This window comes from Pseudomonas sp. F3-2 (genome assembly GCF_038804275.1).
In the GTDB taxonomy this organism is placed as follows: Bacteria; Pseudomonadota; Gammaproteobacteria; order Pseudomonadales; family Pseudomonadaceae; genus Aquipseudomonas.
Genome location: NZ_CP152388.1, coordinates 3213328 through 3232238, shown reverse-complemented (window position 1 = coordinate 3232238; position 18911 = coordinate 3213328). Strand labels below are relative to the sequence as shown.

The 18911-nt window shown below is 62.2% G+C and carries 16 protein-coding genes; 8 read left to right on the top strand and 8 right to left on the bottom strand.

All coding sequences use genetic code 11. The annotated features are described in order from the left end of the window. Positions 1–374 precede the first annotated feature (374 nt). The 3 genes from AAGQ88_RS14755 to AAGQ88_RS14745 form a co-directional block, all read right to left on the bottom strand. Positions 375–716 carry an FKBP-type peptidyl-prolyl cis-trans isomerase gene (locus AAGQ88_RS14755; protein WP_093458818.1) on the bottom strand — a complete coding sequence of 114 codons (342 nt, stop codon included), beginning with the start codon at positions 714–716 and terminating at the stop codon, positions 375–377. Positions 717–876: 160 nt separating this feature from the next. Further along, positions 877–2460: an aldehyde dehydrogenase (NADP(+)) gene (locus tag AAGQ88_RS14750; RefSeq protein WP_093458817.1), complete on the bottom strand. Its 1584-nt coding sequence runs from the start codon at positions 2458–2460 to the stop codon at positions 877–879. A 258-nt stretch (positions 2461–2718) separates the two neighbouring features. Continuing rightward, positions 2719–3825 (bottom strand): Gfo/Idh/MocA family oxidoreductase, encoded by a 1107-nt coding sequence (locus AAGQ88_RS14745; protein WP_342652756.1) that lies wholly within the window; start codon positions 3823–3825, stop codon positions 2719–2721. Positions 3826–4015: 190 nt separating this feature from the next. Between AAGQ88_RS14745 and AAGQ88_RS14740 the strand changes: the two genes are divergently transcribed. Next, a complete protein-coding gene (locus AAGQ88_RS14740; RefSeq protein WP_342652755.1) occupies positions 4016–4444 on the top strand; it encodes a carboxymuconolactone decarboxylase family protein in 429 nt (142 codons plus the stop codon). On the opposite strand, the gene AAGQ88_RS14735 is transcribed toward AAGQ88_RS14740, so the two are convergent. Continuing rightward, the gene (locus AAGQ88_RS14735) at positions 4428–5909 is read right to left on the bottom strand and encodes a PLP-dependent aminotransferase family protein (RefSeq protein ID WP_342652754.1); all 1482 of its coding nucleotides are present in this window, start codon (positions 5907–5909) and stop codon (positions 4428–4430) included. The genes AAGQ88_RS14740 and AAGQ88_RS14735 overlap by 17 nt on opposite strands. A 204-nt stretch (positions 5910–6113) precedes the next feature. Here AAGQ88_RS14735 and AAGQ88_RS14730 point away from each other — a divergent pair, with 204 nt between their 5' ends. The 7 genes from AAGQ88_RS14730 to mnmH all read left to right on the top strand — a co-directional run bounded on the left by AAGQ88_RS14730 (position 6114) and on the right by mnmH (position 14242). Then, entirely contained in the window at positions 6114–6554 is a 441-nt protein-coding gene (locus tag AAGQ88_RS14730) for a carboxymuconolactone decarboxylase family protein (RefSeq protein WP_342652753.1), read from the top strand. Positions 6555–6680: 126 nt separating this feature from the next. After that, positions 6681–7328: a LysE family transporter gene (locus AAGQ88_RS14725; protein WP_093458814.1), complete on the top strand. Its 648-nt coding sequence runs from the start codon at positions 6681–6683 to the stop codon at positions 7326–7328. Positions 7329–7513: 185 nt separating this feature from the next. Continuing rightward, positions 7514–9583 carry a maltose alpha-D-glucosyltransferase gene (gene treS / locus AAGQ88_RS14720; RefSeq protein WP_342652752.1) on the top strand — a complete coding sequence of 690 codons (2070 nt, stop codon included), beginning with the start codon at positions 7514–7516 and terminating at the stop codon, positions 9581–9583. 161 nt (positions 9584–9744) lie between these two features. Next, positions 9745–10893, top strand: coding sequence for an MFS transporter (locus AAGQ88_RS14715; RefSeq protein WP_342652751.1), 1149 nt, complete (start codon positions 9745–9747; stop codon positions 10891–10893). A 111-nt stretch (positions 10894–11004) separates the two neighbouring features. After that, on the top strand, positions 11005–11661 hold the full coding sequence (locus tag AAGQ88_RS14710; protein ID WP_342652750.1) for an ATPase: 657 nt from the start codon (positions 11005–11007) through the stop codon (positions 11659–11661). Between the two features lie 446 nt (positions 11662–12107). Continuing rightward, positions 12108–13142: a selenide, water dikinase SelD gene (gene selD / locus AAGQ88_RS14705; RefSeq protein WP_342652749.1), complete on the top strand. Its 1035-nt coding sequence runs from the start codon at positions 12108–12110 to the stop codon at positions 13140–13142. Then, positions 13142–14242: a tRNA 2-selenouridine(34) synthase MnmH gene (mnmH, locus tag AAGQ88_RS14700; protein WP_342652748.1), complete on the top strand. Its 1101-nt coding sequence runs from the start codon at positions 13142–13144 to the stop codon at positions 14240–14242. Before selD ends, mnmH begins: the two co-directional genes overlap by 1 nt. Positions 14243–14615: 373 nt before the next feature. On the opposite strand, the gene AAGQ88_RS14695 is transcribed toward mnmH, so the two are convergent. The 4 genes from AAGQ88_RS14695 to AAGQ88_RS14680 all read right to left on the bottom strand — a co-directional run bounded on the left by AAGQ88_RS14695 (position 14616) and on the right by AAGQ88_RS14680 (position 18901). Next, positions 14616–15449, bottom strand: coding sequence for an IS3 family transposase (locus AAGQ88_RS14695; RefSeq protein WP_342652747.1), 834 nt, complete (start codon positions 15447–15449; stop codon positions 14616–14618). Next, positions 15446–15742 (bottom strand): transposase, encoded by a 297-nt coding sequence (locus AAGQ88_RS14690; protein ID WP_342652746.1) that lies wholly within the window; start codon positions 15740–15742, stop codon positions 15446–15448. The genes AAGQ88_RS14695 and AAGQ88_RS14690 overlap by 4 nt, the downstream gene beginning before the upstream one ends. A 330-nt stretch (positions 15743–16072) precedes the next feature. Next, positions 16073–17131 (bottom strand): permease, encoded by a 1059-nt coding sequence (locus AAGQ88_RS14685; RefSeq protein ID WP_342652745.1) that lies wholly within the window; start codon positions 17129–17131, stop codon positions 16073–16075. Positions 17132–17314: 183 nt separating this feature from the next. Further along, positions 17315–18901 carry an ABC transporter ATP-binding protein gene (locus tag AAGQ88_RS14680; protein WP_342655814.1) on the bottom strand — a complete coding sequence of 529 codons (1587 nt, stop codon included), beginning with the start codon at positions 18899–18901 and terminating at the stop codon, positions 17315–17317. Positions 18902–18911 lie beyond the last annotated feature (10 nt).

Below are 18911 nucleotides of genomic sequence, written 5' to 3'. Positions count from 1 at the left end.
GGCCGAGGAACCTGGCAATGCCTGAAGATCCGAGTGGGAGTGAGCCAACTGTCTTTCGCGCCGCATTGAATCAAGGCGTAATCCCCGGCGCCTTCCCGGCTAAAGCCGGTCCTACGAAAAACTCGCAGCGTCTGTAGGACCGGCTTCAGTCGGGAAGAGGCTGGTGCAGGCTGTAGAGATGCAGCGTCTGGAAATCAGTCTTCGCGAGCAAGCTCACTCCTACAGGTTTTATGGCCCAGCTCGATAGCAGTCGGCGCCGCATTACCTTGCAGGAGCGCGCTTGCTCTGGGCCGCACTCGGACCATCGGCTGCGCAGCAGTCGCAAAACCAACCATCGCGGGGTGCCTGACACACCGCATACACCGGGTTTCTGTTCAATCATCCCGGGTCAGTACTTCCAGCAGTTCAATTTCGAAGATCAGATTCGAGTTGGGTTTGATGTGGGCGCCCATCGAGCGTTCGCCGTAGGCCAGGTGGGCCGGGACAAGCAGCTTGCGCGTGCCGCCGACCTTCATTCCCATCAACCCTTGATCCCACCCTTTGATCACCCGGCCAGTGCCGATCACGCATTGAAACGGCTTGCCGCGCTCCCATGAGGAATCGAACACCGTGCCGTCTTCCAGCGTTCCGGTGTACTGGGTGGTGATCAGCGCGCCCTTGACCGCCGCTTTGCCGGTGCCTTCCTGCAGGTCGATGATGTGAAGTTCGTCGTTCATGTCCGGTGTCCATTGCTGCGTCGTTTGTCAGGCGGCGATGCTAGTGGGCGACAGGGTTGCTGGCAATGCACATCCCGCCGAGACGCAGATCCAGGCCAAAAAAAAACGGCGCGCCTGTTGAAGGGCGCGCCGTTTTTCATTTCAGCGGTTCAGGGCGTCATCAGGCGATGACGTCGCTGCTCCACTCGCCGTTGACCAGGCGCTTGAGGCCCAGTGGGTTGGCGTTTTGCAGCGCGGCCGGCAGCAGGCTGTCCGGGTAGTTCTGGTAGCAGACCGGACGCAGAAAGCGGTCGATTGCCAGGGTGCCGACGGACGTGCCGCGAGCATCGGAGGTTGCCGGGTATGGGCCGCCGTGAACCATCGCGTCGGACACTTCCACGCCGGTCGGGTAGCCGTTGACCAGGATGCGGCCAACTTTTTCTTCCAGCACCGGCACCAGCCACTGATACTTCTGCAGGTCAGCGGTTTCGCCGATCAGGGTCGCGGTCAACTGGCCGCGCAGGGCCTGCAGTGCGGCTTTCAGCTCGGCATCGTCCGCGACTTCGATCAACAGCGTGGTCGGACCGAACACTTCTTCCTGCAACAGCTCATCGCCGTTGAGCAGCATGCTGACATCAGCCTTGAACAGCTGCGCCTGAGCCTGTTTGCCTTCCTGCGGTTTGCCCGCCAGGTGGGTCACGCTCGGGTGTGCCAGCAGTTTCTGCACGCCTTTGCTGTAGCTGCGCAGGCCGCCTTCGTTGAGCATGGTCTGTGGCGCCTGGCCACCCATGTGCTCTTTCAGCTGTTCGGTGAACGCGGTCAGGGCAGGGGAACGGATGCCGATTACGACGCCCGGGTTGGTGCAGAACTGACCCGCACCCATTACGACCGAAGCCGCCAGCTCGCCAGCAATTGCAGCGCCGCGAGCCGTCAGCGCGCCCGGCAGCAGGACGACCGGGTTGATGCTGGACATTTCAGCGAACACCGGAATCGGCTGTGGACGCTCGGCGGCCAGTTTGCACAGGGCATTACCGCCGTGCAGCGAACCGGTGAAGCCGACGCCTTGAATGGCCGGATGCTTGACCAGACCTTCCCCCACGCCGCTGCCGAAGATCATGTTGAACACGCCTTTTGGCATGCCGGTTTTTTCGGCGGCACGAACGATGGCCTGGCCGACCAGGTCAGCGGTGGCCATATGGCCGCTGTGAGCCTTGACCACGACCGGGCAGCCAGCGGCGAGTGCCGAAGCGGTGTCGCCGCCTGCGGTGGAGAAGGCCAGCGGGAAGTTGCTCGCACCGAACACCGCGATCGGGCCGACGCCGATGCGGTACTGACGCAGATCCACGCGTGGCAGCGGTTTACGCTCAGGCAGCGCCTGGTCGATACGTGCACCAAGGAAGTCACCGCGACGCAGGACTTTGGCGAACAGACGCATCTGGCCGCTGGTACGGCCGCGCTCACCCTGAATACGACCGGCCGGCAGCGCAGTCTCCTGGCACACCAATGCAACGAAATCATCGCCCAGCGCGTCGAGCTCATCGGCGATGGCGTCGAGGAATTCGGCGCGGCGTGCCGGGCTCAGTTGACGGTATTCGAGGAAGGCTTCTTTAGCGGCCAGCGCGGCGGCGTCGATTTCCGCGTCGGTGGCCTGGTGGAATGCATAGGGCAGGGCTTCGCCAGTCGTGGCATCGAGGCTTTTGTGGCGTGCTTCGCCGAGGCCGCTGCGGGCGCCGCCGATGAAGTTCTGGCCGAGAACGTTAGGCATCTGCTTCTCCTGTTATTTTTGGGGCGAATCGATCAGACGTTGACGCCTGACAAGGAATTCGGGGTTGCATGAAGCATGGCGACGATAACGCCGGAGGCTTATCGAAAGTTGACAGTCATCATACAACTGCATTTTTTTACCCGCAAGGCGCGAGGGCGCAGCCGGTCAAATCGCCAGGTGCTGGCGCGGGCAAAGTTTGCTGGCGAGCACGACCCGTGCGTCGCCAGCAACTAGCTGAAGAGCGAGACAACCGCTCTCTCAGGCGTTGGGCTCGTCGGTGTTGATGTAAGGCGGCACCTTCGCCAGTGGCAGTCGGCGCGCCTGCTCGATGCTGATGCCCGGCCGTTCCGGCAGCGGCTCAAGCTTCTGCGGTTGGCCGGTTTTCAGCGCCCGCTCGACCGCTTCCACCACTCGCACGTCCCGCCAACCTTCGTCGCCGTCCGGCTCGGGTTCGCGGTCCTGAAGGATGCAGTCGGAGAAGTACTGGGTTTCCCCACCGAACTGATCCACCACTGGATGGCTGTGCTCGGTGGTCTTGCCGTCGATGATCGCGCGGTAACCGATTGCCACTCCTTCGCCGAAGCCGAAGCAAGGTGAGGCTTCGAACTCGCCGCCGGTGCCGATCAACTGGAATCGTTCGGTGGATGGCAAGCTGTAACTGACGGTGAAGGTCGCCAGACGTTCCTGCGCGAAACGCAAGGTCACGTTGACGGTGTCGTATGTGTTGATCTCGCGCCCCGGCGTCTTGATACCGACCGCGTGCACTTCCAGTGGCTCGGCGGCGAACAGGTTGCGCACCGCGTTGATCGGATAGGGCCCCATGTCCGCCACCGGACCCGCGTCGAAGCCGCTCTGCATCCGGTGGTTGGCCGGATCGGTGGTCTGCGCGAACGTTGCGGTGAACAACCGAGGCTCGCCAATCTCGCCAGCGCGTACACGATGGACCATTTCCACAGTGCCCGGCTCGAAATGCAGGCGGTAGGCGACCATCAGTTTCGCGCCGGAGCGTTTCGCCGCTTCGGCGATGGCCAGGCAGTCTTCCTCGTTGGCCGCCATGGGCTTCTCCAACAGCACATGAATGCCGGCTTCAAGCGCAGGGACGGCGAATTCGCGATGACGGAAATTGGGTGTGGCGAGGTAGATCGCGTCGATCTCACCGGAGCGCAGCAGCGTGTCGAATTCGTCGTAGTGATAACTCTTGAGGTCATACAGTGCGGCAAGCTCGTCGGCCTTCACGGGGTCGCCGGTCACCAGCGCGGTCATCACCGAGTTGTCGGTTTGCTCCAGCCCCGGCATGAACGCGCCTTGGGAAATCCAGCCCCCGGCGACGACTGCGTAGCGGATTTTGCCGTTTGAATCTGGCATTGAATGGCCCTCCATTGTGTTGCGGACGGTTTGTCCGGCGCCTGTGTAGTCGGCAGGTGAGGGCGACAGAAGTTCCATCCCATGCACTGGCGGCGTGCAATGGCCTGGCAATCTTCCGCCAGATTGGCTATTGGGAGCGCCTTGGTCGCAGGCCTACTCTGAGCGCCTGTTTTCGGATGCGAGTCTGGCCATGCGGCCTCCACTGGATGTTCATCAGGCGTCACCGGGTGCGATCAAGGCAATGCAGGCGCTGGAGCAGGCGGTCAATCGCTTGCCTCTGGCGCCCTCGCTGATGTTGTTGGTCAAACTGCGGGTGTCGCAGCTCAATGGCTGCGCCGGCTCGGTCGAGCGCTACAGTCAGGACGCCTGCCTGCAGGGAGAGTCCGAGCGCCGGCTGTATGCCGTGTCGGTCTGGCGAGACTCGCCGCTGTTCGACGCGCGCGAACGGGCTGCGTTGAACTGGAGTGAAAGTGTCACCCGGATCGCTTCCACCCATGCGCCTGACGCGGACTATGCCTGGCTCTGCGAGCACTTCAGTGAGGGCGAGCGCGTCGACCTCACCCTGCTGATCGCCACGATCAACAGCGTGAACCGGTTGACCGTCAGTCTGCGTCGTTGAGCCCGCCGCGCGGTGGCAGCGGCTGGTCCTGGCCGTCGAGCTGGACCAGCAGATCGCGCACCCGGTCCAGCGCCGGATCGATGTCCAGCGTTTCGATGGCGCCGAAGCCGACGATCAACCCGTCCCGTGGCGCGACGTCGCAGTAAAAGCCTCGCAGAGGGTACAGACCCACCTCGACCTTGCGCGCCAGCTCGACTAGCAGGGCCAGATTGATCGGCACCTTGAACATGACCGCCATGTGGAAACCTGCCGTGCTTGGAATCGCCTCCATCCAGGGCGACAGGTCGCCGGCCAGCCGCGCCAGGATCCGCTCACGACGACCGGCGTAAATGCTGTGGCTGCGGCGGATGTGCTTGTTCAACAAGCCTTCGCTGATGAATTTGGTCAGCGCCCATTGTGGCAGCGTGCTGGTGTGCCAGTCAGTCAGTTGCTTGGCCTTGATCACCGCCTCGCGGATCGCCTGGGGAAGCACCGCGTAACCCAGGCGCAGCTCCGGTAAAAGCGTTTTGGAGAACGTGCCGACATACGCGACCACGCCGTGCTCGTCCATGCTTTGCAAGGAGTCAGTGGGCCGGCCTTCGTAGCGGAATTCGCTGTCGTAGTCATCCTCGATGATGATCGCGCCGATCCGCCGCGCCTTGTCCAGCAACGCCTGTCGACGGGCCACGCTCATGGGCATGCCCAGCGGCATCTGATGGGACGGCGTGACGTAAATGGCGTGAGCGTTGTCGGGGATTTCGTCGACGATGATGCCTTCGCTGTCGACCGGCACACTGGCAACCTTTGCGCCTTGTGCGGCAAACAGCAGGCGGGCCGGGGTATAGCCGGGGTCTTCCACGGCAACGGTGCAGCCGGGCGCGATCAACACCCGGGCGATGACGTCCAGCGCCTGCTGCGCGCCGTTGCACACCACCAGATCATCGGCCACGCATTTGACCCCGCGAGCGAACGCGATGTGGCCGGCGATGGCGCTGCGCAGGGCGGCCAGTCCCTCAGGCTGGCTGTAGAACCCGCGAGCGCCTGTCATCTGGCGCAGCGCGTAGTGGGTGCAGCGGCGCCACTCGTCATGGGGGAATTGCGTCTTGGCCGTCGCGCCGCCGATGAAGTCGCAGCGCAGCGTGCCTTCCAGCGTCGGGTGGCGCAGTGGCAGGACGATGTTCTGCCATTTGTTCACCACCTCGATACTGGCCAGATCCGACACCTGCTGCGGGCGCGGGCGGGGCGCGGTGAGGGTGTTGACGAACGTGCCGCTGCCGACCTTGCCCACCAGATAATTCTCGTACGTGAGCCGGCTGTAAGTGTCGGAAATGGTCTTGCGCGACAGGCCCAGCTGGGCGGCGAGCAAACGGCTGGGTGGCAGCTGCACACCCGCGGCCAGGCGGCCGGATTCGATGCTGTCGCGCAGCTGTTCATACACTTGATTCGCCAGATCCTTGCGGCCCTGGATGACGATATGAAGTTCCACGTAAACCCCTGAGCGCCATGACCGGCGACGATGCACGATCACAAATTCTAGCCAGCGGCCCAGCCGGCGGTACAGCTGCGTGCGGAAAAAACCGGGAATTGGTCTGCCGATTGGTCCGGCGCTATTACGCCGTATTGGCTATCGCGTGAAAGCGGCATTGGGCCCAGCATGCAAGCGTGCATTTGCGTCGTTGAGGAATTTTCAGTGCAGCCACGGCTCGACTATTACACCGCATCCCCCGACGCGCTCAAGGCGCTCATGCTGCTCGAGGCCGCGAACTTCGACTTGTGTATCGACAAGCCGCTCATGGAGCTGATCAAACTGCGCGTCTCCCAGCTCAACGACTGCGCGTTCTGCGCCGACCTGCACGCGACCGAAGCGCGCCGACAGGGCGAAAGCGACCGGCGCCTTCATGGTCTGGTGGTCTGGCGCACATCGACACTCTTCAGTGAGCGCGAGCGCACAGCGCTGGCGTGGTGTGAATCGGTGACACTGCTCGAACGTCCCGAGCCATCCGATGCTGTGTACGCGCAGCTTTGCGCGCATTTCTCGCCCCGCGAAGTCGTGGACCTGACGGTGGGCATCGCCACCATCAATTGCTGGAACCGCATGGCAATTGCGTTTCGCAAACAGCCAGCAGCGTGACGGCGGGCGAAAAACGGACTCTTTCGACATGCGTTGCCCTCGGCCATCGGCAAAACGGTGCGATCCCGTTATCCTGCGCGCTGTTTTTTGTAACGCATCGTTCACCGGATTGAAGGACCGACAGACATGGAGTTCACCAGCGGCTTTTTACTGAGCCTTTCCTTGTGCCTGGACATCGGCGTGGCGAATATCGCAATGATCACGCTGGCGATGCAGCGCGGCTACCTGCAAGGCTTCTGGCTGGGATTGGGGTCGTGCTTCGGTGACCTGTTTTATGCCGTGCTGGCCATGGCCGGGATGACCGTTCTGCTGCAATACGAATGGGTACGCTGGGGATTGTGGCTGGGCGGCTCGGCGATCCTCGTCGGCTTTGCCGTGAAAATGGTCGTTGCGGCGCTGAGCAGTCACGCCAGCCTCGCCATGGCCGGCGAAGAAAATGCCCGCTCGGGTCTGCGGGAGTTTTCCCGCGGAGTGTTCCTGGCCGTGTCTTCACCCACCGCGATTCTCTGGTTCGCGGCCGTGGGCGGCACGCTGATTTCCCGCGCGGGCGGGCATGGCACCCTGAGCACGACACTGTTCCTGCTCGGCTTTTTCTTCGCGGGCGTGGCCTGGTGCGTGTTCATCTGTTTTGCCGCCAGTCACGGCGGTCGACTGCTGGGCGACAAGCTGCTGCGTTATTCCTACTGGGTCTCGGCGGCGATCTTCTGCTACTTCGCGATCTACGTGATCCTCTCCGGTTATCAGGAATTCATCGTCAACGCCGCACGCGGCTGACGCCCTGAACGCAGCCACGCCTGCGGCTGCCACGAAATCTGCGCTCACCGCTCTTCATGCAACGAACGTTTGGGCCTGTGCACGCTCATAGACTTAAGCAACGGCGTAGACAGGATCGTCCCGGCCCGCGAAGCCGCCGCCCGGGCGACCTCTCCAATCCTCTTGAAGACGGAACCCTGGATCCTATGACCACCCCGGACAAGCAGTATGTGGAATGGCTGGTTGAGCAATCGATGCTCCATGCCGCCCAGCAACGCGCAAAACTTTATGGTGGCCAGGGCAGGCTCTGGCAACGGCCTTACGCTCAGGCCCGACCACGGGACGCTTCGGCGATCGCTTCGGTCTGGTTCACCGCTTATCCCGCCTCGATCATCACCCGCGAAGACGGCTCGGTGCTTGAGGCTCTGGGCGATGAAAAACTCTGGCACGCGCTCTCGGAAATCGGCATTCAGGGCATTCATAACGGGCCGTTGAAGGCGTCCGGCGGCCTCAAGGGGCGTCAGCGCACGCCGAGCATCGACGGAAATTTCGACCGCATCAGTTTCGAAGTGGATGCCGATCTGGGCACTGATGCGCAGTTTCTCAACCTCAGCCGTATCGCCGCCGCGCATAACGCCGTGATCGTCGACGACGTGATCCCGTCGCACACCGGCAAAGGCGCGGATTTTCGTCTGGCCGAGCTGGCCTATGAGCAATACCCCGGCCTGTACCACATGGTCGAAATCAAAGAGGAAGACTGGGCGCTGCTGCCTGAAGTGCCGCCAGGGCGCGACGCGATCAACCTGCCGCCGGCGACGGTGGATGCGCTGCGGGACAAGCATTACATCGTCGGTCAGTTGCAGCGGGTGATTTTCTTCGAGCCCGGTGTCAAGGAAACCGACTGGAGCGCCACGCCGGTGATTACCGGCGTTGACGGTAAGGACCGGCGCTGGGTGTACCTGCATTATTTCAAGGAAGGTCAGCCTTCGCTCAACTGGCTGGACCCCAGCTTCGCCGCGCAGCAGATGATCATCGGCGATGCGCTGCATGCGATCGATGTGATGGGCGCGCGGGTGCTGCGCCTCGACGCCAACGGCTTTCTCGGCGTGGAGCGCAAGGCGGACGGCACGGCGTGGTCGGAAAGTCACCCGCTGTCGATTACCGGCAACCAGTTGCTGGCCGGCGCGATTCGCAAGGCGGGCGGGTTCAGTTTTCAGGAACTCAACCTGACCATTGATGACATTGCTGCAATGTCCCATGGCGGCGCCGATCTGTCGTATGACTTCATCACGCGCCCGGCTTACCAGCATGCGTTGCTTACCGGCCGGACCGAATTTCTCCGGCTGATGCTGCGTCAGGTGCATGACTTCGGCATCGACCCGGCGTCGCTGATTCACGCCTTGCAGAACCACGATGAATTGACCTTGGAACTGGTGCATTTCTGGACGCTGCACGCCCACGATCAGTACCTGTACATGGGGCAGACCTTTCCCGGCAACATTCTGCGCGAGCACATCCGCGAAGAAATGTATGAGCGCCTGGCCGGCGAGCACGCGCCATACAACCTCAAGTTCGTCACCAACGGCGTGTCGTGCACCACCGCCAGCATCATCACCGCTGCGCTGGGCATTCGTGACCTGGACGCCATCACCGATGCCGACGTCGACACCATTCGCCACATCCATCTGCTGCTGGTGATGTTCAATGCCATGCAACCAGGCGTGTTCGCGCTGTCGGGTTGGGACCTGGTGGGCGCATTGCCGCTGCCGGCCGAACAGGTGGCCCATCTGATGGGCGACGGCGACACGCGCTGGATTCACCGGGGTGCCTACGATCTGGTGGACCTGGACCCTGACAACGAGGTGTCGGCGGGCGGCATGCCGCGCGCGAAAACCTTGTACGGCAGCCTGATTGAGCAGTTGCAGCGCCCGGATTCCTTCGCGTCGCAGCTGAAGAAAATTCTCGCCGTGCGTCGCGCCTACGACATCGCGGCCAGTCGCCAGATCATGATCCCGGACGTCGAACATCCGGGCCTGTTGATCATGGTTCACGAACTGCCTGCAGGGAAGGGCACGCAGATCACGGCGCTCAACTTCAGTGCCGAACCTATCGTCGAAACCCTGCATTTGCCGGGGATTGCACCGGGTCCGGTGGTCGACATCATCAACGAGCGCGTCGAAGGCGATCTGACCGAGGAAGGCGAATTCACCATCACACTGGACGCCTACGAAGGCCTGGCGCTGCGGGTCGTCAGCATGGTGGCGCCGATGATGTAAAACGGCGCGCTGTCCTTTGCCTTGTGGGTGCCGCACCGGCGGTGCCCACAGGCTCAGGCGGCATTCGGATACGAGTCTCGATCACCACGCTTCACGCTCCGGGCTTCACTCACTGAACACTGCAACCCAGACTTTCCTGACCTTTGTTGGAACACTGCCCTTTGTCTATCGCTCAGCCTGCCAAAACCCCCACGTTGATTCACCTCTGGAGCTACCGCCTGACGTTTCTGTTATCCGGCATGGCGCTGGGTGCGTGGGCGCCGTTGGTGCCTTACGCCCGCGACCGGGCGGGCGTCGGCGAGGCCGAACTGGGGCTGCTGTTGTTGTGCTTCGGGTTGGGCTCGCTGCTGGCCATGCCACTGGCCGGCATGATGACCACGCGCAAGGGTTGCCGGTTTGTCGCCCTGGTCGGTGGCACGCTCATTTGCTGCATGCTGCCGTTGCTGGCGAGTCTGTCGTCCTTCGCAGGCCTCGCCCTGGCCCTGGCTGTGTTCGGTGCCGGCCTTGGCAGCATCGATGTGGCCATGAACGTGCAGGGCCTGATGGTCGAACAGGACCATGGACGACCGCTGATGTCGGGATTCCATGGGCTGTTCAGTCTGGGCGGCATCACCAGTGCGCTGCTGATGAGCCTGTTGCTGTGGGCCGGGGCGACGCCGCTGTTGTCGGTCTGTGTCGTGGTGGCGATTGTGGCCGGATTGCTCCTCTGGCACGCCCGGCACCTGTTGCCCTATGGCGCTGATGATCCTGCAGCGCCGGTGGCGCGTCCGACCGGAAAAGTGCTGGTGGTGGGTCTGCTGTGCTTCGTCGCGCTGTTGGTCGAAGGCGCCATGCTGGACTGGAGCGCGCTGTTTCTGAGAACCGCGCATCAGGTCGATCCACGCATTGCAGGAGGCGCGTTCGCGGTGTTTTCACTGACCATGGCCGCCGGGCGTTTCTGTGGCGACACCCTGCGGCGTCGCTTCGGCGCGGTGCGGGTGCTGGTAATCGGCGGCCTGTTGGTGATGGTCGGATTCGCCATGGCGATCCTGCTCGAATCGCCGCCCTTGTTCCTGCTGGGCTTCGCGCTGATCGGCATCGGTTTGTCCAACACCTTTCCGGTGTACTGCTCGGTAGTGGGCGCGCAAACCGCCATGCCGCCGGGGCTGGCGATTGCCACCATCACCGCGATCGGTTACTCGGGGATTTTGCTGGGGCCGGCGTTGATAGGGTTCGCCGCCCACGCGACGGGGCTGCGCGTGGCATTGCTGTGCGTGGGAACGCTGATGCTCGCGCAAGTGCTGACCGCGCGACGCCTGGCGAAAGTCTGACGGCATTATCGCTTTGATCGATGTTGATCATTGATCGACTCAAGTTCTGAATTTCTCGCGCAAGGCTCAGGATTGCACCACACCCACTGAGCCGCGCTGCGGAGAAAACCCATGACTGTTCGAATTGCCGCCCTGTTTGCACTGGTCGCCGCCCTGGCCGGTTGCGCCGTTCCTGGCGCTCCGCGCTATTCCGACGTGCAGGACGGCCAGTTCCGGACTGCCAAAGCCACCTCTGCAGTTGCCCTCAAGCACACCCAGACCGTCGGCGTGATCTTCACGGAAAATACCGTCGCCAACCTGGCCTACATGGAACGCTACAACGCAGCCGCCCAGACGGGCATCGCGGCGAAGCTGACCGATAGCCGTATCAGCGAGGCCTATGTCAACAGCTCCGATCCGGAGCTTGCGATCAACTGGTTCGCCGAATCGCTGGAGAAGCAGTTCGCGACAGTGGAGTTCTACGAAAACCTGGACGACGTCCTCGCTGCCCGTCCGGACGTCATCGTCCTGCTCGACACCCGCAGCAAACTGATCACCGAACGCAGCGCCGATGTCCAGGCCAGCATTACCGCAGAATTCTTCGACGGCGATTTCAAATTCATCGGCAAAGCCGAGGGCAGCGACGCGCGCTCCATGTCGCCAATCTGGGCACACACCAAACGCGCTCCGGAAATCGCCGAACAGATCAACCAGCAGCGAGAAGTGCAGATCAACGCCCTGCAGAAATTCGATGCATCGCTGGAGTCGTTGATCAAAGCAGAGTCGTGATACAGGCGTTACAGGACTGTGCGTGGACTTGAGGGCTGTCTACAGCCCGCCATGATGCAAGTGAGCCGACGCCTTCCCGGCTGAAGCCGGTCCTACGAAGCTTGCGGCGTCTGCAGGACCGGCTTTAGCCGGGAAGAGGCCGGTGCATGCTGTGGACATGCAGTGGCTGGAAATCAGCCTCGCGAGCAAGCTCGCTCCCACAGGATTTGTGTCTGGTCAGAGAGCCGAGGATGTCCGGATATCTTTGTGGGAGTGAGCTTGCTCACGAAACGGCCGGTACGGACGCTGAAACTACAGCGATTGGAAACCAGCCCTCGCGAGCAGCCGTTCCCAGGCGATTCAGACGTTGCCCGCAGCCCGGGCGATGCAGTTCCGACCATCCTCCCATACCACCGGCATGGCCCGGCTCTGGTAGACTTCAGCGCCTTGAAACTCAGGGGTCTCTCATGAACGACACAGTTCGCCTTACCCAATACAGCCACGGCGCCGGTTGCGGCTGCAAGATTTCTCCCAAAGTCCTGGAAACCATTCTCGCCGGCAGTGGCGCGCAGAACCTCGATCCGCGGCTGTGGGTCGGTAATGCGTCGCGCGACGACGCTGCGGTGTACGCCATCGATGATGAGAAAGGCGTGGTGTCGACCACCGACTTTTTCATGCCGATCGTCGACGATCCCTTTGATTTCGGCCGGATCGCTGCCACCAACGCGATCAGCGACATTTACGCGATGGGTGGCGATCCGCTGATGGCCATCGCCATTCTCGGCTGGCCGGTCAACGTGCTTGCCCCGGAAATCGCCCGCGAAGTGATTCGGGGTGGTCGCGCCGTGTGTGACGCCGCCGGTATCCCCCTGGCCGGTGGCCATTCGATCGACGCGCCGGAGCCGATTTTCGGGCTGGCCGTCACCGGTCTGGTGGAAAAACGCTTCATGAAGCGCAATGACACCGCGACGGTCGGGAGCAAATTATTCCTCACCAAGCCGCTGGGCATCGGCATCCTCACCACGGCCGAGAAGAAAGGCCTGTTGCGCGACGAAGACGTGGGTCTGGCGCGCGATGTCATGTGCACGCTGAACAAACCTGGCAGCCGCTTTTCGAAACTCGCGGGCGTGACGGCGATGACCGACGTGACCGGATTCGGGCTGCTTGGGCATCTGGTGGAAATGGCCGATGGCAGTCAGGTCACCGCGCGACTGAACGCGGCGGCAGTGCCGCGTCTGGGCAGTGTCGATTTCTACATCGAGCAGAACTGCATCCCAGGCGGCACTCATCGCAATTACGACAGCTACGGCGACCGCATTGGTGCGCTGAGCGAGGCGCAGAAGTTGCTGCTGTGCGATCCGCAGACCAGCGGTGGCCTGCTGATTGCCGTCGAGCCGGCCGAAGAACAGGCGTTTCTTTCACTGGCGGGCGAGCTGGGTTTGAGTCTTGCGCCGATCGGTGAACTGGTGGAGCGACAGCGACTTGCTGTCGAGGTGGTCTGATGCGCGATAACAGCGCCCATTTTCGCGACATTTTTCTGCACGACGTACCGCTGATGGACGTGCGCGCTCCGGTGGAATTCAGCAAGGGCGCGTTTCCCGGGGTGATCAACCTGCCGCTGATGAACGACATCGAACGGCAGAAAGTCGGCACCAGTTACAAACAAGAAGGCCAGCAAGCGGCGATCGAACTGGGCCACAAGCTGGTGAGCGGCGCGCTCAAGGAGGCCAGGATCGAAGCCTGGTCTTCGTTCGCGCGCAACAATCCGCACGGTTTTCTCTACTGTTTTCGCGGCGGCCTGCGTTCGCAGATCACCCAGCAATGGCTCAAGGACGAGGCAGGCATCCAATACCCGCGGGTGATCGGTGGCTACAAGGCGATGCGCAATTTCCTGATCGGGATCACCGAGCAGGCCGTCGCCGAATGCGATTTTGTGCTGATCGGCGGTCTGACTGGCACCGGCAAGACGGAAGTCTTGCAGCAGCTTGATAACGCGCTGGATCTGGAAGGCCACGCCAATCATCGCGGCTCGAGCTTCGGCAAGCACGCCACCCCGCAGCCGGGCCAGATCGATTTCGAGAACAGGCTGTCGATCGACATTCTGAAAAAGCGCGCCCGGCATCTGCATCAGTTCGTTATCGAGGATGAAGGGCGAATCGTCGGCAGCCGCGCCGTGCCGCTGGAGTTGTACCGCACGATGCAGGCCGCGCCACTGGTGTGGCTGGAGGACAGTTTCGACGGGCGCGTTGAGCGGATTCTCAAGGATTACGTGATTGATCTGTGCGCTGAATTCATTGCCGTGCAAGGCATCGAAAGCGGATTCGGCGCCTACGCCGAGCGTCTGAAGCAGAGCTTGTCCAGCATCGTGCGGCGGTTGGGCGGCGAGCGGTATCAGCGCCTGGCAGCGATCATGGACAGCGCGCTGGAAGAACAGGCGCGCAGCGGGGCGGTGGATCAGCACCGTGGCTGGATCAGCGCCATGCTCAGCGAATACTACGACCCGATGTACGCCTACCAGCGTGACAGCAAAAACGCCCGGATCGAATTTGCCGGGGATCAGCAGGCCGTCGTCGAATACCTGAGACACCGAAGCGCGAAGTAAACGACCGCCCCGCGGGATTCAGCGTTATCGGTGACTGACCGAGCATGAGACTCGTAGGAGCGCGCTTGCCCGCGAAGGCCGAATTCCAACCGCTGCATCTTCCGCGGATGTACCGGCCTCTTCGTGAGCAAGCTCACTCCCACAGGAAGCTCCGGGCGCTCCCGAATTCTTGTCGAGACACAAATCCTGTAGGAGCGTGGCTTGTCCCGCGAAGGCGAATTCCAACCGCTGCATCTTCTGCGGATGTACCGGCCTCTTCGTGAGCAAGCTCACTCCCACAGGTTATGCGGCGGCGGCAGGTCCGTGGCCGGACTCAAACCCTGTAGGAGCGTGGCGGTAGTGGTCCAGTTTTTTTGGACCATTGTGTAGGAGTCTAGGCCGCCAGCTTTTCGAAAATGGCTGGCGGCAGGTTGTTCGATGCAGAGTGACAGCGTCGATGGTTGTAATGAGCGATGAAGTCCATCACGTCGCGCTCTGCCTCGAAGTGATTGGTGTAACCGTTTTCGGGTGACCAGTCGTGCTTCTGCGATCTGAAATAGCGCTCCACAACCGCGTTGTCCCAGCAATTTCCGCGTCGGCTCATGCTCTGCACGATCTGTTTTTCAGCCAGATAATTCACGAAACGATCCGCGGTGTACTGGCATCCCTGGTCCGAGTGGAACACCAGCTCGGTTCCCGGTCTGCGCAGTCCCACCGCGAGCCTCAAGGCCTGCAACGAGAGTTCGGTATCGGCCGTTCTTGAAAACGCCCAGCCGACAATTCGGCGCGAAAACAGGTCCATGACGATCGCCAGGTACAGCCAGCTACCGCCGACCCGGATGTAGGTGATGTCTCCCGCCCAGAACGTGTTGGGCCGGAGCGGATTAAAGCGTCGCTCCAGTACGTTAGGCGCAACGCTGGACGGCTTCGTGGCTCGGCGATAGTGCGCGTACCGAGCCCTACGCCTGACCAGCTCCAGCCTCCTCATCAGGCTTCGCATGCGATGGCGTCCGACCATGAAGCCCTGTGTTTTCAGGGCTTTGGCAAAACCACGACTGCCCAGCGCACCCCGGTGTTCTTTGTGCAGAAGACGGATCTTCCTTTCCAGCTGCGGCTCGATCCGACGCTCAGGCCTGGGCCGGCGCAGAGCGTAGTAGCTGCTGCGAGGCACGCCCAACACGCGGCACCGGTGCCGAACCGACAGCTTTCCCGTGGTGCCCTCGATCATTTCCTTCGGCCAAACAGCACCTTCAGATGAGAGGGCAACTGCTTTTTTAGGACATCATTCTCAGCTTCCAGCATCGCCACTCTGGCATTCAGCGAATCGATGAGATCCTGATCCTGCGGCCGGGCAGTTTGCGATGCTCCTACCTGCTCCTTGCGCCACCTCGACACCCATCGACGTAGCGCCGTCGGCCCCACGCCGGTCTGCTCGCAGGCCTTGGGCACCGAATAATTCAATTCAACGACCAGGCGAATGGCCTCTGCCTTTTCTTCGGCTGTAACGACTCGAAACCCCATGAGACTTCCTTAGGTTGATACTCCTACATCATGGTCCATAAGTATTGAGCCACAACAGGCTTGTCCCGCGAAGGCTGAATTTCAACCGCTGCATCTTCTGCGGATGTACCGGCCTCTTCGTGAGCAAGCTCACTCCCACAGGTTATGCGGCGGCGGCAGGTCCGTGGCCGGACACAAATCCTGTAGGAGCGTGGCTTGTCCCGCGAAGACTGATTGCCAGACGCTACATCTCCACGGCATGCACCGGCCTCTTCCCGGCTAAAGCCGGTCCTACGGAGGCTGCAAGTTTTTCGTAGGACCTGCTTTAGCCGGGAAGGCGAAGGCAGCGGTCTATAGCAATGCGGCGCCGATCAGGCCGCTGATTACGCCGATCACCATCGTCAGTACACCCACGGTTACCAGCACCCGGGCGTCGAACGATTTGCGCAGCATCAGCAGGGACGGCAGGCTCACGCTCGGCAGGGTCATCAGCAGGGCCACGGCCGGGGCGGTGCTCAGGCCCAGGGTCATGAGGGTCTGCACGATCGGGATTTCCGCCGCGGTCGGAATCACGAACAGCGTGCCGACGATCGCCAGCGGGACCAGCCACAGCAAACCATTGCCCATCGCGCCGTCGACGTGAGGGAACAGCCAGACCCGTGCGGCGCCCAGCACCAGCACCGCCACGACGTAGATCGGGATGGTGGTCCAGAACAGCTGCCAGATCGACTTGCCCCAACGGCTCAGCAGGCTGCCTTGCGCCGGCGTCTCGGCTTCAGTCACCGCTTCCACGGCGGGCTCGGGCAAGACGTCCGGGCGCGAGATGCGCTGCGCCACCAGTGAAACCCCGATCACCAGCACGATCCCGGCCACCAGTCTCAGCGCCGTAAAGCCCCAGCCCAGCACGAAACCCATGAACACCAGCGTGGCCGGATTGAGCACCGGGTTGGCGATCCAGAACGCCAGCGCCGCTCCCACCGAAACCCGTTGCTTGCGCAGACCGGCAGCCACCGGTGCCGCACAGCAGCTGCACATCATGCCGGGCAGGGCGAACAGGCCGCCGCGTACGGTGGAGCCGAGGCCCGCACGGCCGAACATCTTCAGCAGCCAGTCACGGGGGATCAGCACTTGTAACAACGAACCCAGGATCACGGCCAGTACAGCGGCTTTCCAGATCGCCAAAAAGTACACCTGAGCGTAGGCCAGTGCCGCCGTCCAAGGGTTGGCCGGGTTGTCGTTGATGATAGAGCCGCCAATATTGTGAGTGTCGGCGGCCACGAAGGACTTCAGGTAATACGGCGACCACTTGACGTAGTACAGGCCAATGGCGGCCACCAGCAGAAACACCAGGGGTTTCCACCAGAATGACCAGCCACGACGTTCGGCGGAGGTGAGCGGTAGTGTGGACATGAGAGGCACCGAGGCAAGAAAACTGGGGCGCGATGATACGCTTTCGCCCGTCAGTGTAGTAGGTGCTGCAAGGTGTATCGGGAACCCCGGCCCTGCGCCAGACCTGCGCCAGCCCCTGGGAGAGCGAACGCACGCCCACAGCCCTGTCGGGTCGAATCCTCAAGTATTGACCCATCCTCTGCGCTACCTCGCAAATGCCAGGCCCGACGCCTTCAACAGCTCCCGCGTATAAGGTTGCTGCGGATGGGCGAAGATGTCCCGGGACGCGCCTTGTTCGATCACTTTGCCGTCCTTGATCACGATCAGATCATGGGCCAGCGCATGCACCACGGCCAGGTCATGGCTGATGAACAGATAGGTCAGGCCATGGCGGATCTGCAGGTCGCGCAGCAACGCCACCACCTGCTTCTGCACCGTGCGATCGAGCGCCGAGGTCGGCTCGTCCAGCAGGATCAGGTCCGGCTCCAGGACCAGCGCTCGAGCGATGGAGATCCGCTGGCGCTGCCCGCCGGAAAACTCGTGGGGATAACGATGCCGCATCTGCGGGTCGAGCCCCACTTCCTGCAACACCCGGATGACGGTCTGTTCGCGCTCCTGTGGCGTGCCGATGCCGTGGGTCAGCAAGCCTTCGGCAATGATCTGCTGCACGGTCATCCTGGGGCTGAGGCTGCCGAACGGGTCCTGAAACACCACCTGCATGCGCTTGCGCAGCGGGCGCATGAGGTGCTGGCTGTGCAGGCTCAGCTCCTTGTTGGCAAAGCGGATGCTGCCTTCGGAGTCGATCAGCCGCAGGATCGCCTGACCCAGCGTCGACTTGCCCGACCCGGATTCGCCGACGATCCCCAGCGTCTTGCCCTTGAGCAGTTCGAAGCTGACCCCATCCACCGCTTTGATGTACTGCCGCTCGCGCCGGAACAGCGATTTGGGCAGCGGGAACCAGACCTTCAGGTCGTCCACGGATAACAAGGTTTGCGGGTGCACCGTCGGCACCGGCTTGCCGTCGGGTTCGGCATTGATCAGCAATCGGCTGTATTCATGCTGCGGATTGGCAAACAGCGTCTGGCAGTCGGCCTGCTCGACGATCTCACCGGCGCGCATCACGCAGACCCGTTGCGCAATGCGCTTCACCAGATTGAGGTCGTGGCTGATCAACAGCAGCGACATGCCCAGGCGCGCCTGCAATGACTTGAGCAATTCCAGAATCTTCAGCTGCACCGTCACGTCCAGCGCGGTGGTGGGCTCGTCGGCGATCAGCAGGTCGGGATCGTTCGCCAGCGCCATGGCAATCATCACCCGTTGTCGCTGCCCTCCGGACAGTTGATGGGGGTAAGCCTTGAGCCGGTGCAGCGGATTATGGATGCCGACCAGTTCCAGGAGCTCGAGGGTGCGGTCACGGGCGGCCTTGCCCTTGAGCCCTTTGTGCATTGCCAGAATTTCACCGATCTGCTTCTCCACCGTGTGCAGTGGGTTGAGGGAGGTCATTGGCTCCTGAAAGATCATCGCGATGCGATTGCCGCGCAGCGAACGCAACTGGCGGTCGCTGGCGCGCAGCAGGTCTACACCGTTGTAGCGAATGCTGCCTTGCGTGCTGACGATCTGCGCGGGCAGCAGGCGCAGGATCGAGTGAGCGGTCACCGACTTGCCGGACCCGGACTCACCCACCAGCGCCAGGCATTCTCCCCGGCGCAGGGTCAGATCGATGCCGTGGACCACCTCGACGCCCTTGAAGGCGACGCGCAACTGACGAATGTCGATCAGGTTCTCGTGCATGGCTTCTGTC